At 65.8% G+C, this 13,761-nt stretch carries 14 protein-coding genes and 1 tRNA gene; 8 read left to right on the forward strand and 7 right to left on the reverse strand.

Annotated elements, in window-relative coordinates; all coding sequences use genetic code 11:
- The first annotated feature begins 255 nt into the window (after positions 1-255).
- The 3 genes from IB227_RS11145 to coaE all read left to right on the forward strand — a co-directional run bounded on the left by IB227_RS11145 (position 256) and on the right by coaE (position 3,014).
- A complete protein-coding gene (locus tag IB227_RS11145) occupies positions 256-1,458 on the forward strand; it encodes a type II secretion system F family protein (protein ID WP_225591845.1) in 1,203 nt (400 codons plus the stop codon).
- A gap of 7 nt (positions 1,459-1,465) precedes the next feature.
- Positions 1,466-2,332 carry an A24 family peptidase gene (locus IB227_RS11150; RefSeq protein WP_132865390.1) on the forward strand — a complete coding sequence of 289 codons (867 nt, stop codon included), beginning with the start codon at positions 1,466-1,468 and terminating at the stop codon, positions 2,330-2,332.
- Between the two features lie 67 nt (positions 2,333-2,399).
- Complete coding sequence (gene coaE / locus IB227_RS11155) at positions 2,400-3,014, forward strand: dephospho-CoA kinase (RefSeq protein ID WP_192287467.1); 615 nt, start codon at positions 2,400-2,402, stop codon at positions 3,012-3,014.
- An 18-nt stretch (positions 3,015-3,032) separates the two neighbouring features.
- On the opposite strand, the gene IB227_RS11160 is transcribed toward coaE, so the two are convergent.
- From IB227_RS11160 to IB227_RS11185, 6 genes are all read right to left on the reverse strand, one after another.
- Positions 3,033-4,376 carry a HAMP domain-containing sensor histidine kinase gene (locus tag IB227_RS11160; protein ID WP_225591796.1) on the reverse strand — a complete coding sequence of 448 codons (1,344 nt, stop codon included), beginning with the start codon at positions 4,374-4,376 and terminating at the stop codon, positions 3,033-3,035.
- Entirely contained in the window at positions 4,369-5,046 is a 678-nt protein-coding gene (locus tag IB227_RS11165) for a response regulator transcription factor (protein ID WP_132865393.1), read from the reverse strand. The genes IB227_RS11160 and IB227_RS11165 overlap by 8 nt, the downstream gene beginning before the upstream one ends.
- Positions 5,047-5,177: 131 nt before the next feature.
- Positions 5,178-5,642, reverse strand: coding sequence for a hypothetical protein (locus IB227_RS11170; RefSeq protein WP_192287469.1), 465 nt, complete (start codon positions 5,640-5,642; stop codon positions 5,178-5,180).
- Between the two features lie 218 nt (positions 5,643-5,860).
- Positions 5,861-6,736 carry a 30S ribosomal protein S6--L-glutamate ligase gene (gene rimK, locus IB227_RS11175; protein WP_132865395.1) on the reverse strand — a complete coding sequence of 292 codons (876 nt, stop codon included), beginning with the start codon at positions 6,734-6,736 and terminating at the stop codon, positions 5,861-5,863.
- Between the two features lie 79 nt (positions 6,737-6,815).
- A tRNA-Gly gene (locus IB227_RS11180) sits at positions 6,816-6,889 on the reverse strand.
- Positions 6,890-7,017: 128 nt separating this feature from the next.
- The gene (locus tag IB227_RS11185) at positions 7,018-8,823 is read right to left on the reverse strand and encodes an autotransporter domain-containing protein (protein ID WP_192287918.1); all 1,806 of its coding nucleotides are present in this window, start codon (positions 8,821-8,823) and stop codon (positions 7,018-7,020) included.
- Between the two features lie 167 nt (positions 8,824-8,990).
- On the opposite strand from IB227_RS11185, the gene thiS reads away from it, so the two are divergent.
- The 4 genes from thiS to IB227_RS11205 all read left to right on the forward strand — a co-directional run bounded on the left by thiS (position 8,991) and on the right by IB227_RS11205 (position 12,759).
- Positions 8,991-9,191 (forward strand): sulfur carrier protein ThiS, encoded by a 201-nt coding sequence (gene thiS / locus IB227_RS11190; RefSeq protein WP_192287470.1) that lies wholly within the window; start codon positions 8,991-8,993, stop codon positions 9,189-9,191.
- A 160-nt stretch (positions 9,192-9,351) separates the two neighbouring features.
- The gene (locus IB227_RS11195) at positions 9,352-10,146 is read left to right on the forward strand and encodes a thiazole synthase (protein ID WP_132865398.1); all 795 of its coding nucleotides are present in this window, start codon (positions 9,352-9,354) and stop codon (positions 10,144-10,146) included.
- Positions 10,146-10,880, forward strand: a complete 735-nt coding sequence (trmB, locus tag IB227_RS11200; protein ID WP_132865399.1) for a tRNA (guanosine(46)-N7)-methyltransferase TrmB — start codon at positions 10,146-10,148, stop codon at positions 10,878-10,880. The genes IB227_RS11195 and trmB overlap by 1 nt, the downstream gene beginning before the upstream one ends.
- A 28-nt stretch (positions 10,881-10,908) precedes the next feature.
- The gene (locus IB227_RS11205) at positions 10,909-12,759 is read left to right on the forward strand and encodes an SLC13 family permease (RefSeq protein ID WP_132865400.1); all 1,851 of its coding nucleotides are present in this window, start codon (positions 10,909-10,911) and stop codon (positions 12,757-12,759) included.
- A 183-nt stretch (positions 12,760-12,942) separates the two neighbouring features.
- Here IB227_RS11205 and IB227_RS11210 read toward each other — a convergent pair whose 3' ends face one another.
- Positions 12,943-13,296, reverse strand: coding sequence for a Rieske (2Fe-2S) protein (locus IB227_RS11210; protein ID WP_192287471.1), 354 nt, complete (start codon positions 13,294-13,296; stop codon positions 12,943-12,945).
- A gap of 176 nt (positions 13,297-13,472) precedes the next feature.
- Between IB227_RS11210 and IB227_RS11215 the strand changes: the two genes are divergently transcribed.
- Positions 13,473-13,760 (forward strand): hypothetical protein, encoded by a 288-nt coding sequence (locus IB227_RS11215; protein ID WP_192287472.1) that lies wholly within the window; start codon positions 13,473-13,475, stop codon positions 13,758-13,760.
- Position 13,761 lies beyond the last annotated feature (1 nt).

Here is a 13,761-nt window from a genome sequence, read left to right on the forward strand (position 1 = left end):
ATCAATTTCGAGACTGGCACTCCAACATGACGAAAAACGTCACAATGTGACGCAGCCCTCCACCCTTTGGCCAGCGCCCTGTCCCGGCCAAGTGTGACCCAACGCGTCAAAGGCCGGATGAGGGCGTGCCGGAAGCCAAGCGAACCGCTACCATGCAGACCATTGTTCCGGGTGGGGATGCCCGGACGGGGAGAAGAAATGGCCGTTACCCGAAGTGCAGCAAGCAAAGAGTCGGCGGGTCGCAACACCAGCCAGATGCAGCCGTTTGTCTGGGAGGGGACCGACAAGCGCGGCACCAAGATGAAGGGCGAGCAGGACGCCAAGAACGCCAACCTGCTCAAGGCCGAGCTTCGCCGCCTGGGGATCACCCCCACCGTGGTGAAACCCAAGCCCAAACCGCTGTTCGGCGCCACCGGCAAGCCCATCAAGCCCAAGGACATCGCCTTCTTCAGCCGCCAGATGGCGACCATGATGAAGTCCGGCGTGCCCATCGTGACGGCGCTGGAGATCATCGGCAGCGGGCACAAGAACCCCCGCATGGCCAAGATGGTGGGGCAGATCCGCGCTGACCTGGAAGGCGGTTCCTCGCTGTACGAGGCCATCGGCAGGCACCCCGTGCAGTTCGATGAGCTGTACCGCAACCTGGTCCGCGCCGGCGAAGGCGCGGGCGTTCTGGAGACCGTGCTCGAAACCATCGCCAACTATCAGGAGAACCTCGAGTCCCTGAAGGGCAAGATCAAGAAGGCGCTGTTCTATCCCACCATGACCATCGCGGTCGCGCTGCTGGTGAGCTCGATCCTGCTGATCTGGGTGGTTCCGCAATTCGAGGAGGTGTTTGCCGGCTTCGGCGCGGACCTGCCCGCCTTCACCAAGATGATCGTTGCAGCCTCCAAGCTCATGGTCAGCTGGTGGTGGCTGATACTGTTCATCGTTGCAGGTTCGATCATCGGTTTCATGTTCGCCTACAAGCGATCCATACCGATGCAGCACGCAATGGACAGGCTTGTATTGAAGGTTCCGGTCATCGGCCAGATCCTGCATAACAGCGCCATTGCGCGTTTTGCCCGCACAACGGCGGTCACGTTCAAGGCCGGCGTGCCCCTGGTGGAAGCTCTCAGCATCGTCGCCGGCGCCACCGGCAGCAGTGTCTATGAACAGGCGGTGCTGCGGATGCGCGACGATGTCGCCGTGGGCTACCCGGTCAACATGGCCATGAAGCAGGTCAACCTGTTCCCGCACATGGTGGTGCAGATGACCGCCATCGGCGAGGAAGCAGGCGCCCTGGACTCGATGCTGTTCAAGGTGGCCGAATACTTCGAGCAGGAAGTGAACAACGCCGTCGACGCGCTGAGCAGCCTGATCGAACCCATGATCATGGTGTTCATCGGCGTGGTGGTGGGCGGCATGGTCATCGGCATGTACCTGCCGATCTTCAAGCTGGCCTCGATTGTTGGATAATTGACAGATGGCATTTCTCGACCAGCATCCCGGCCTCGGCTACCCCGCCGCGGTCGGCCTGGGACTGCTGATCGGCAGCTTCCTCAATGTGGTGATCCTGCGCCTGCCCAAGCGGCTGGAGTGGCAGTGGCGGCGTGACGCGCGCGAGATTCTCGAGCAGCCGGACATCTACGAGCCGCCGCCGCCGGGAATCGTGGTCGAGCCGTCGCACTGCCCGCATTGCAAGCACAAGCTGAGCTGGTACGAGAACATCCCGCTGTTCAGCTGGCTGGTCCAGCGTGGCAAGTGCCGCCATTGCCAGGCCCCCATTTCGCTGCAGTATCCGCTGGTGGAGCTGGTCACGGCGCTGCTGGTACTGGCCAGCGTCTGGCAGTTCGGCTTCGGCTGGCAGGGCTTCGGCGCGATCGTGCTGAGCTGCTTCCTGGTGGCGCTGTCCGGCATCGACCTGCGCACGCAACTGCTTCCGGACCAGCTCACCCTGCCCCTGATGTGGCTCGGCCTGATCGGCAGCATGGACAACCTGTACATGCCCGCCAAGCCCGCGCTGATCGGCGCCGCGGTGGGTTACCTGTCGCTCTGGACGGTGTGGTGGCTGTTCAAGCAGCTCACCGGCAAGGAAGGCATGGGCCACGGCGACTTCAAGCTGTTGGCGGCGCTGGGCGCCTGGTGCGGCGTGAAGGGCATCCTGCCGATCATCCTGCTGTCCTCGCTGGTGGGCGCCATCATCGGTTCGATCTGGCTGTATTCCAAGGGCCGTGACAAGGCCACGCCGATTCCGTTTGGCCCCTACCTGGCCATCGCCGGCTGGCTGGTCTTCATGTGGGGCGACCAGTTGATTGGCGGTTACCTGCGACTGTCCGGCCTGCAGCAGTAAGACCACTGTCCATGCGGATGCGGGGACGAAGCCGCGAGGCCACCCCGCTCAACCGAGCCCGTCTGCAATGAGCAATTTCACCATTGGCCTCACCGGCGGGATTGCCTCAGGCAAGAGCGAGGTCAGCCGGCGCTTCGAAGCACTGGGCATCGTCGTCGCCGATGCCGACGTGGCCGCGCGCGAAGTCGTGGCCCCCGGCAACCCCGCCCTGGCACGGATCGTCGGACGTTTCGGCGTCGATATCGTCCAGGCCGACGGCACCCTGGACCGCGCCCTGCTCCGCCAGCGTGTATTTGCCAACGACGATGAGCGGCGTGCGCTCGAAGCCATCACCCACCCCGCCATCCGCCGGCGCATGATGGACATCTGCACTGCCGCACCGGGGCCCTATGTGATCGCTGCCATCCCGTTGCTGACGGAGGTCGGAGGCCGTGCCGCCTATCCGTGGCTGGACCGCATCCTCGTCGTGGACACCCCCGTCGCGCTCCAGCATGCGCGGCTGTTGCGACGTGACAACATCAACGCCGAACTGGCGGATCGCATGATCCAGGCACAGGCCACGCGCGAACAGCGCCTGGCGCTGGCCGATGACGTCATCGTCAATGATGGGCATCCCGATGCGCTGCAGGCGCAGGTCGAGGCGCTGGACCAGCGCTACCGCGATCTAGCCAGCAAACGGTAACGGCCAACCCGCGCCTGATCAGGCGGCGGAGAAACGCAACGTGGCGATCACGCCGCGTTCGCTACCCGGACGGATATCCACCCGCCAACCGTACAACGCGCACAGGCGACTGACGATCGACAGGCCGATGCCCCCACCCTGCGAATGACCGGCATGGGTGCCACGATAACCGCGCTGGAACAGGCTCGCCGCATCCTCCTCGCTCAACCCCGGCCCCGAGTCGATCACCTCCACCGCATCGGCCGCCACCCGTACCAGCACCTGCCCGTCCTGGGTGTACTTCACTGCGTTGCCGATCAGGTTGCCCAGCGCGACCGACAGCGCCGATTCCGGCGCATCGACCACCAGCTCGCGCTCCCCTTCCAGCGCCAGCACCAGCGGTTTGCCACCCAGCTGCGCGCGATGCGCATCCAGCAACTGCTCGGCCACCTTGGCCACATTGCTGTTGCCATGGCCACGCTCGTTGCGTGACAGCAGCAACAGCGAACCGATCAGGTCGGTGCATTGCTGTTCGGCCCGCTGGATGCGCTGCAGGCGTTGCAGCACCTTTTCATCAAGCCCCGGGCGCGCGAGCAGCAACTCGGTTGCACCGCGGATGACCGCCAAAGGGGTACGCAACTCATGGCTGACGTCGGCGTTGAACTCACGGTCGCGCTGGACTACTTCGGTCAATCGCGCCGAATAATCATCCAGGGCCTCGGCCAACTGGCCGACTTCGTCGTCCGGGAAGCGCGGCGCCAACGGCTCGGGATGCTTGTTGTCCCCCCGGTAGGCACGCAGGCGGGCCGCCAGATCCGACACCGGGCGCATGACGCGCGAGGCGGACCACCACCCAAGGACCCACGAAAGCAGGCTGAAGACGATCACCGAAAGAAACAGCGCGCGCTTGAGCTGCTGCTCACCGCGCATCGCCTGTCCCATGTCATAGGCGATGAAAAACCAGGCATCGGGGGTCTTGCGCACACCCACCTTGTAGTAGAACGGCTTGCCGTCGGCATCCTCACCACTGAAGTTATGGATGCCGTCGCGCAGATGCTCCCATTCGGGATACTCCCGACGCAGGGCTTCGAGCCGGTCGGGCTTGTCGGGGCGGATGAGGATGGCGCGAATCTGCTGCACCGGCGCCATCACGTCCTTGCCACCACTGCGGACGTAGCTTTCCCAGGATGCGTCGAGATTGGTGTTCATCACGTCCTCGACCAACTGGTTTTCCACGCGCATCCGCGCCCAGTTCGTCGCAAACGCGAACAGCGTGGTCAGGCAGAAGCCCAACAACACGAATGAAAGGATGATGCGGCTACGCAGGCGGCGGCGATAACGCCCCCGCTTGCGTGTCGGCCCAGGCGCAACGTCCTCAGACATCGGCAACGGCGATGCGGTATCCAATGCCATGGCGGGTCTGGATCATCGGTGCGGCGAACGGCTTGTCCACCACCGCGCGCAGCCCGTGGATATGCACGCGCAGGGAATCCGAATCCGGCAACTCCTCACCCCATACCCGGGTTTCCAGTTCCTGGCGGGTGACCACGGCCGGCGAGGCTTCCATCAATGCCTGCAGGATCTTCAACGCGGTGGGGTTGAGCTGCAGCAGCTTGCCCTGGCGGCGCACTTCCAGCGTGTCCAGGTTGTATTCCAGGTCGCCCACTTCCAGCACGCGCGTGTGCGCGCCCTTGCCACGCCGCGACAAGGCGTTGAGGCGGACTTCGACTTCCTGCAGCGCGAACGGCTTGATCAGGTAGTCATCGGCACCGGAGTCGAACCCGGCCAGCTTGTTGTCCAACGAGTCGCGTGCGGTCAGCATCAGCACCGGCGTCTGCTTGCGCGCGTCGTTGCGCAGCTTGCGGCAGACCTCGATGCCGTCCATGCCCGGCAGGTTGAGATCGAGCACGATCGCGTCGAAATCATGCACCACGGCCAGATGCAGGCCGGTGACGCCATCGGCCGCGAAATCCACCGTATGACCGCGATCTTCCAGGTAGTCACCCAGATTCGCCGCGATGTCGCTGTTATCTTCGATTACGAGAATGCGCACGTGTGCGGGTACCTTTGTCTTGAAAGCACAGGGAGCTTTCCCCGGCAGGAAATGGATTACATCACAGCAAGTATTAACTTCTCACAATGATGGCTTGCTGCCGGTAACAGCCCCCTCCAGACATGCCGGCTTTAGTTGCCTACCTTGACGTCCTTTCCGCCCTGCAGGGATTCCACCGCGCGCCGTGAATCATTCCTGATGCGCTCGCGCTGCGCGACGGTAACGCACTGGGTGGTCGCCATCGTGGAGCCCAGCGTCTTTTCACGCCGGCAGATCTGACGGCTGTCCTCGCGCGCCTTGGCCAGGACGGTGTTGACGAGCTCGTGGTCGCCCAGCACCTGGGCGCGGGCATCGGAAGGCAGCAGGTCGAGGCTTCCCTCACCCACGACCGCAGCGATGCGATCCAGTGCGGCCAGTACCCGTTCCCGATCCGGGGCTGAAATCTCGCTGTATACCTCCCCCGCCTGCAGCTCCTGCCGCACCTTCGCCTGCTGCACCTGGAAGGGCTGCGCCGATTGCAGGGCGGGCTCCTGCTTGGCCGCGGATGCAACGGCGGGCAACGCAAACAGCACCATCAAGATCACGTTCTTCAGCATGTTCATCCTCTCCTTGGTCGCAACACTCTATCGCCGTAGCAACCCCACAACAACAGGAGAAAATACCCAATAAAAACAAGGCCCTGGCGAAAACCGCCAGGGCCTGAAAAATTCCCGATCACCGGACCCACTGAGGAGGGCTGGGTACAGTGGAAGCAGGCTAGAACCAAGCGGATTAAAGGGTTGTTAAAACCATGCAAACAAATTGCAGGTGCCCGTCAGCGCTTGAGATTTGCGACGTAATCGATCATCCGCCCGGCGACATCACCGCCGGAAACCGACTCGATGCCCTCCAGCCCGGGGGTCGAATTGACCTCCAGCACCAGCGGCCCGCGCCTGGAACGGATCAGGTCCACGCCCGCGATGCCGAGCCCCAGCGCCCTGGCCGAGCGCACCGCCACCTGCTGCTCGGCCTTGCTGGCCTGCACCGGCTCGGCGGTGCCACCGGCGTGCAGGTTGGAGCGGAAGTCGCCCTCCTGGGCCTGGCGGCGCATGGTCGCCACGACCTGGTCGCCGACCACCAGGCAGCGCAGGTCCGCGCCCTGCGCTTCGGCGATGAACTCCTGCATCAGGAAGTTGGCATACAGCCCGCGCAGGGCCTCGACCGTGCCCTTGGAGGCGCTGAGCTTCTCGGTGAGGATCACGCCGCGGCCCTGGGTGCCCTCGCTGAGCTTCACCACGTGCGGCGGCGGCCCCAGCATCGACAGCAGGTCGTCGGTATCGTCCGGGTTGTCGCCGAACACCGTCACCGGCATGTCGATGCCCTTGGCGGCCAGCAGCTGATGCGCGCGCAGCTTGTCACGCGCGCGCAGGATGGCGTCGGACGGGTTCGGGGTGCGTGCCCCCATCATCTCGAACTGGCGCAGCACCGCCGTGCCATAGCGGGTGATGGAGGCACCGATGCGCGGGATCACCGCATCGAAGCCTGACAGCGGCTTGCCCTTGTAATGCATGTCGAAGCCGCCGGCGGTGATGCGCATGTAGCAGCGCAGCGGGTCAAGGATGCGGACGGTGTGCCCACGCGCACGCGCAGCCTCGACCAGTCGACGGGTCGAATAGAGCTTGGTGTTGCGGGAGAGGATGGCCAGTTTCATCGCAGGGCCTGCATGGAAGGCGTGGCACTTCCCACCCGCCCTTGCGTGATGCCTCAGGCCCATTGCGGCGCCTGGAAAATGGAGCGGGTGAAGGGAATCGAACCCTCGTCGTAAGCTTGGGAAGCTTCTGCTCTACCATTGAGCTACACCCGCGCGGCGTGGCAAGTCTATGCGCCCCTGCCCTCGCAGCGCAACGGTCAATGCGACACGGGCAGGCCGGCTGGCAAAACAAAGGCGGTGCCGCCGGGGCGACACCGCCTTCCATTCACGGCATCCGTGGATCAGAAGCTGCCGCTGAAGCTGGCGAACATGGTCATGTCACGTGCCGACTTCTGCAGCGTGGTAGTGCTCATGCCGATGTTGCTGTTCAGGCCCCACAGGTTGACCCGGGCACCCAGCACGATGGTGGCGTAATCACGATCAAACGCCAGGCCCGGCACCTTGTAGGTGCCCACGTCGGCCATCGTCTGCAGCCACGCGCTGGCCTGCTTGCCCTTCTCGAACTCGTGGTCGTAGGTAGCCTGCACGTACGGGCGGAAGTTGCCGCCGTCGTAGCGCGCCTGCCAGCCGATGCGGCCGACGGTCGAGTCGGCGTCCTGATCGCCATAGCCCAGCGCGGTGGCGCTGGCGTTGCTTTCGGTGTAACCGTCGAGCTTGACCTTCTGCCAGATCACCGCCGCGACCGGGCCATGACGGAAGCCGCCTTCCTGGCCGAAGTCATAGCCGGCGTTGACCGCTGCCGTCAGGTTGCTGCCGTCCGGCGAACCCTTGTGCTCACGGGTGGCCGGGCCGAGCTGGACCTTGCGGGTCACGTCGTAGCCCAACCAGCTGTAGCTGAGCTGGCCGTTCACCCAGACCTTGTCGCCGTACCAGCCGGCGAACAGGCCCAGCGTGGTGTCGTCCTGGGTGAAGTCGCCCTTGCTGTTGCCGAAATCGGCGTCCATCCGGCCAAAGCCGGCGAAGCCGCCGAGGACGATGCCGTCGCGGGCCCAGTCGACGCCGAACAGGCCGGCCGGTGCCATGCCGTCATACAGGTCGGCGTGTGCATACCGCTGCATGTCGCCACGCAGGTTGCCCCACCAGCTCAGGCCATCGGCCGGGCGACCGGCCAGGTGCGCGCCGACCTGGTCGGCACGGGCACGACCGGTGGTCTGCGCCGAGTGGGTCAGCACCTGCTGCAGGCGCGGGGCTTCGATCACCGAGATGGCGTACTGGCCCATGATCTGGTGGGCGGCGGTGCTCGGATGCACGCCGTCGGCGAACACGTAGGTGTTGGCCGCGTTCGGGGCGACCGTGGTCAGCGGGCTGCAGGTCAGCGACGAGACGGACGTGCAGGCCATGCCGGAGACGTTGGTGAACCCGTAGGTGCCCGGGTCGGCGACGATTTCCTGCAGGATGCTGAAGGTATCCACCGGGATCACCTGCAGGCCGGCCTGCTGGAGCCCACCGAACAGGGCATCGTTGTAGGCCTTGGCCAGCGCGGTGCCCTGTGCCATGCCGACCGGACCGCCCACGCGGGAGGCCGGGGTGAGGCCGATGTCCGGCAGGTTCATCACCATCACGTACTGTGCGCCGGCGGCCTTGAGCGTGCCGACGATGCCGACTTCGTCAGCGACGGCGGCGCCGATGATGGCCTGCGCCTGGGCCGGGGCATCCTGGACGGCGAACAGGTCATTGGCACCGCCCCACACGCTGTACAGGGCGTTCGGATCGGCCTTGCCACCGTTGGCGGCCAGGTAACGGGTCATCTGGCTCTTGAGCGAGGCCACCGGCAGCGCCGGCGTACCCGGGGCCAGGGTGACGCTGCTGTCCACGCCGACGCGCGCGCCACCGATGGCGTAGTTGTCGCCGGTCTGGCCATTGCCGTTGGGGCTGGCATCGGTGCCGAAGTGGTCTGCCACGTAATCCGACCAGACCCAGCCCGGGTTGGTGGTGAAGCGGCCGACGACCGCCGCACTCGGATCCAGTTGCACCAGCACCGGCCGGAAATTGCCGGTATCGGTCAGGCTGTCACCGAAGAACACCGTCTTGGAGAACGGGGACTGCGCCATGGCCGGTGCAGCGGCCAAGGCAATGGCGACGGCGATGGCCGAGCGCAGCGGGCGGGAGAAGAGGTTCATGGAATGCTCCGTACTGGGGGTAAGCGGCGCATACGCTGCCGCACGTTGTTAGTTTTTCATTCCCTCGTAACAGTCTCACGCTGCGCTGCCGCATGCGGCTGGGCTTTTGCGACGGCTCTGGCGAAAATGGCCGCATGAACATCCAGCTCAATGGCCAGGCCCGCCCCCTTTCCCACCCCCTCACCGTGCTCGAACTGCTGGCCGATGAAGGCCTGGCCGAGCGCCGGGTCGCCGTCGAGGTCAACGGCCAGATCGTGCCGCGCAGCCGGCATGGCGAGCACCTCGTGCAGGACGGCGACCTGGTCGAGATCGTTCACGCACTGGGGGGTGGTTGAGCCAGCCGCCCACGGTCAGGAGCGGCCTCGGCCGCGAAGCCGACGACCGCGGGGCCGCCGCCTTCGGGCGGTTCCGCATGCAGCACTCCGCGAGGCCCGGCCATCAGCGGTTTCGCGGCCAAGGCCGCTCCTGCCGGGGCTGATGGGTGATAATTCGGCAATGAACGCAAATGCTCCCTCCGATTCGCTGGTCATCGCCGGCAAGACGTATTCCTCCCGGCTGCTGACCGGCACCGGCAAGTTCAAGGATCTGGAAGAAACCCGCCTGGCCACCGAAGCCGCTGGCGCCCAGATCGTCACCGTGGCCATCCGCCGCACCAACATCGGCCAGAACCCCGGCGAGCCCAACCTGCTCGACGTGCTGCCGCCGGACCGCTACGCCATCCTGCCCAACACCGCCGGCTGCTATACCGCCGAGGACGCCGTGCGTACCTGCCGCCTGGCGCGTGAGCTGCTCGACGGCCACAACCTGACCAAGCTGGAAGTACTGGGCGACCAGAAGACCCTGTACCCGGACGTGATGGCCACCCTCAAGGCGGCCGAGCAACTGGTCAAGGACGGCTTCGACGTGATGGTCTACACCTCCGATGACCCGATCCTGGCCAAGCGCCTGGAGGAGATCGGCTGCGCCGCGGTGATGCCGCTGGCCGCGCCGATCGGTTCGGGGCTGGGCATCCAGAACAAGTACAACCTGATCGAGATCATCGAGAACGCCAAGGTGCCGATCATCGTCGATGCCGGCGTCGGCACCGCGTCCGATGCGGCCATCGCGATGGAACTGGGCTGCGACGGCGTGCTGATGAACACCGCCATTGCCGGCGCCCGCAACCCGGTGCTGATGGCCAGCGCCATGCGCAAGGCCGTGGAAGCCGGCCGCGAGGCCTTCCTGGCCGGGCGCATCCCGCGCAAGCGCTATGCCAGTGCCTCCTCGCCGGTGGAAGGGTTGATCGCCTGATGACCAATCCCTTTGACAGCGCGGGCTCCAAGGCACCGCCCAAGCCCTTCACCGTGACCGAAGGCCGCCGCGAAGTACGCAGCTTCGTGCTGCGCCAGGGCCGCTTCACCCCGGCCCAGCAGCGCGCGTTCGACGAGCGCTGGCCGCGTTTCGGCATCGACTTCAACGGCGAACCGCGTGATCTGGACGCCACTTTCGGCCGCGTCGCGCCCAAGGTGCTGGAAATCGGCTTCGGCAACGGTGCCGCGCTGCGTTACGCCGCGCAGTTCGACCCGTCCAAGGACTACATAGGCATCGAGGTGCACGCCCCCGGCGTGGGCCGCCTGCTCAACGCACTGGCCGACGACGGCGCCGACCACGTCAAGCTCTACCACCACGACGCGGTGGAAGTGCTGGAGAAGGAAATCGCCGACGGCGCGCTGGACGAAATCCGCATCTACTTCCCGGACCCGTGGCACAAGAAGCGCCACAACAAGCGCCGCCTCGTGCAGCCGGCCTTCGCCGCGCTGCTGGTGCGCAAGCTGCGCCCGGGTGGCCTGCTGCACTGTGCCACCGACTGGGCCGACTACGCCGAGCAGATGTGGGACGTGCTCGACGCCACCGAAGGCCTGGCCAACCGCGCCGGCCCGCGCGGCAGCGTGCCGCGCCCGGACTGGCGCCCGCAGACCCACTTCGAGACCCGTGGCCAGAAGCTCGGCCATGGCGTCTGGGATCTGCTCTACGACCGCGCCTGACCGGGACTGCTGAAGGAACCGCCGCCGCATGGATACCGCGCTGACGCTGACGACCGACATGAAGCTCGTGCTCGGGCTGGTCGGCTTCACGATGGCGATGTTCCTGTTCGAGCGCATCCGCGCCGACGTGGTCGCGCTGGTGGTGATGGTGGTGCTCGGCGTGACCGGGTTGATCGCACCGGAAGAAATCTTCGGCGGTTTCTCCGGTAACGCGGTGATGAGCATCATCGCCACCACCATCCTCGGCGCCGGGCTGGACCGCACCGGCGCGTTGAACCGGCTGGCCGGCTGGCTGCTGCGGCGCTCGCACGGCGTCGAGAAACGCCTGCTGCTGCTGACCACCGCCACCGCTGGCCTGAACTCCTCGTTCATGCAGAACCCCTCGGTGATGGCGTTGTACCTGCCGGTGGCCTCGCGGCTGGCATCGCGCACGACGCTGACCCTCAAGCGCCTGCTGTTGCCGATTTCCGCCGCCATCGTGATGGGCGGCGCGCTGACCATGGTCGGCAACTCGCCGCTGATCCTGCTCAACGACCTGTTGATGTCGGCCAACAACAACCTGCCCTCCGGCACCGCGACGATCGAGCCCTTGCGGATGTTCGCGCCGCTGCCGATCGGCGTGGCGCTGGTGATCGCCTCGCTGGCCTATTTCCACTTCTATGGCAGCCGCAAGCTCCGGGAGGAGGAAGGCGGCGAAGGCGACGATGCGCAGGCGCCGGCCCGCACCGAGAGCTACTTCGCCAAGGCCTACGGCATCGAGGGCGACGTGTTCGAGTTGCTGGTCACCGCCGAGAGCCCGCTGGTCGGCATGACCGTCAGCGATGCCGAGAACCTGTTCGATGCACCGTTGCTGCTGGCCCTGAAGACCGGCGACGACACCCGCCTGGCACCACCGGCGGACATGCGCATCTGGGTGGGCAGCGTGATCGGCGCGATGGGGCCGCGGCAGCAGGTATCGGATTTCGCGCAGAACCAGTTCCTGCGCATGTCCTCGCGCCTGAAGCAGCTGGGCGACCTGTTCAACCCGGCGCGCGCCGGCATCTCCGAGGCCGTGGTGCCACCGACCTCGCGGGTGATCGGCAAGACCGCCGGCGAGCTGCGCCTGCGCAAGGAGCGTGGCATCAGCCTGCTGGCGATCAACCGCGACAAGCAGGTCATCCGCGAGGACGTGCGCAACACGCCGTTGCGCGCCGGTGACATGCTGGTCTTCCACAGCATCTGGCAGGACCTCGCCACCGCCGCGGGCAGCCGTGACTTCGTGGTGGTCACCGACTACCCCAAGGGCGAGCAGCGTCCGCACAAGTTCAAGATCGCCATGGCGATCTTCGCCATCACCATCATCATCGCGTTGACCTCGCACCTGCCGGTGGCGTTGACCCTGCTCATGGGCGTGGCCGGCATGCTGCTGACCGGCGTGCTGCGCATGGACGAGGCCTACGCGGCGATCAACTGGAAGACCATCTTCATGATGGCCGGGCTGATCCCGCTGGGCTGGGCGATGGACAGCAGCGGCGCGGCGGCCTGGATCGCCGGCCACACCATCGACAAGCTGCCCACCGGCATCCCGGTCTGGGCGCTGGAACTGGCGCTGGCCCTGCTGACCACCGCGTTCTCGCTGGTGATCAGCCATGTCGGCGCCACCATCGTCATGGTGCCCATCGCGGTCAACCTGGCGTTGGCAGCCGGCGGCAACCCCACTGCGTTCGCGCTGATCGTGGCGTTGTCGGCGTCCAACAACCTGATGACCGCCTCCAACCCGGTGATCTCGATGGCGATGGGCCCGGCCAAGTACACCCCGCGCGAGATGTGGCGCGTCGGCGGCCCGCTGTCGCTGCTCTACACGATCATCGTGGTGGTGATGATCAACCTGATGTTCTGAAGCGACGCGCGGCCGTCCAGGCGCTCCTGGCGGCGAAGCAACCGATGGCTCCGTCCGTAGGAGCGCGGCGGGCGCAGCACGTGCCATCGTCAATCACGATGCTGAACTTGCATTCCTGCCTGCGGGCCAGCAATTCAATACGTGTGTGACAAGCGCCGACGGACTTGGCCACTTACGCCACTTCTACGCACCGGCCAACAGCACCCGTCCGTCACGCACTTCAACGGGTACCGCGCGCAGCGAATCGCCCTTGCACGGGCCGGCCACGCAGAGGCCGCCCTCCAGTTCGAACGAAGCCCCGTGCACGGCGCACACCAGGTGTCCCTCGCGGCTCTTGAGGAACTGCCCCGGCGCCCAGTCCAGCGCGCGACCGGCATGCGGACAGACGTTCAACCAGGCACGCACCTGCGCGCCATCGCGGTACAGCACCAGGGTTTCGGCATCCTCTTGCAGGGTGGCGGTCACCGCGTGGAAGCCGCCATCGGGCAGGTCATCGAGTTTTGCCAATTCAGTTTCGGGCGAGGATACGGAAGACATCTGGAACACCGGCGCGATTCGAACCGCGATTGTCGCACGCAGCCATCCGGACCATGACCAAGCTGACCGGAACCATTGTCCTGATGACATATTCAGGCAAGAATTAACGACAACTTCACGCATTGCCCCGCATCGCCGCCGATACTCGCCGGCAGCCAAACGGTCACACCCCTTTCATGCGCATCCGTTACGTCCAGTTCTCCAAGCTCCGCAACCTGCTCGAGCCGCGCAAGCCGCGCAACCCGCTCGTACGGATTGCACTCGGCCTGCTGGGCCTGGCCATCCTGGCGGTGCTGGTCGTGGCCGGCGTGTTTGTCGGTGCCGCGATGATCCTCGGCGGAATCGCCTGGAAGCTGTTGGCAGCACGCAAGCGCCGCAACGCCGGCAAGGCTGACCCGTCGGTGGTCGACGCCGAGTACCGCGTGGTGCGCAAGGCCGCACTGCCGCACAGCACCGGCGCCTGAG

This window comes from Stenotrophomonas sp. STM01, assembly GCF_014852135.1.
Lineage (GTDB): Bacteria > Pseudomonadota > Gammaproteobacteria > Xanthomonadales > Xanthomonadaceae > Stenotrophomonas > Stenotrophomonas capsici.

What these genes read in the sequence shown, in the direction of transcription:
- rimK (WP_132865395.1), bottom strand. Translation starts at nt 6,736, where the DNA reads ATGAAACTGGCCATCCTCTCCCGCAACACCAAGCTCTATTCGACCCGT.
- IB227_RS11150 (WP_132865390.1), top strand. Translation starts at nt 1,466, where the DNA reads ATGGCATTTCTCGACCAGCATCCCGGCCTCGGCTACCCCGCCGCGGTC.
- coaE (WP_192287467.1), top strand. Translation starts at nt 2,400, where the DNA reads ATGAGCAATTTCACCATTGGCCTCACCGGCGGGATTGCCTCAGGCAAG.
- IB227_RS11160 (WP_225591796.1), bottom strand. Translation starts at nt 4,376, where the DNA reads ATGTCTGAGGACGTTGCGCCTGGGCCGACACGCAAGCGGGGGCGTTAT.
- IB227_RS11145 (WP_225591845.1), top strand. Translation starts at nt 256, where the DNA reads ATGCAGCCGTTTGTCTGGGAGGGGACCGACAAGCGCGGCACCAAGATG.
- IB227_RS11210 (WP_192287471.1), bottom strand. Translation starts at nt 13,296, where the DNA reads ATGTCTTCCGTATCCTCGCCCGAAACTGAATTGGCAAAACTCGATGAC.
- IB227_RS11195 (WP_132865398.1), top strand. Translation starts at nt 9,352, where the DNA reads ATGAACGCAAATGCTCCCTCCGATTCGCTGGTCATCGCCGGCAAGACG.
- IB227_RS11215 (WP_192287472.1), top strand. Translation starts at nt 13,473, where the DNA reads ATGCGCATCCGTTACGTCCAGTTCTCCAAGCTCCGCAACCTGCTCGAG.
- thiS (WP_192287470.1), top strand. Translation starts at nt 8,991, where the DNA reads ATGAACATCCAGCTCAATGGCCAGGCCCGCCCCCTTTCCCACCCCCTC.
- IB227_RS11205 (WP_132865400.1), top strand. Translation starts at nt 10,909, where the DNA reads ATGGATACCGCGCTGACGCTGACGACCGACATGAAGCTCGTGCTCGGG.
- IB227_RS11170 (WP_192287469.1), bottom strand. Translation starts at nt 5,642, where the DNA reads ATGCTGAAGAACGTGATCTTGATGGTGCTGTTTGCGTTGCCCGCCGTT.
- trmB (WP_132865399.1), top strand. Translation starts at nt 10,146, where the DNA reads ATGACCAATCCCTTTGACAGCGCGGGCTCCAAGGCACCGCCCAAGCCC.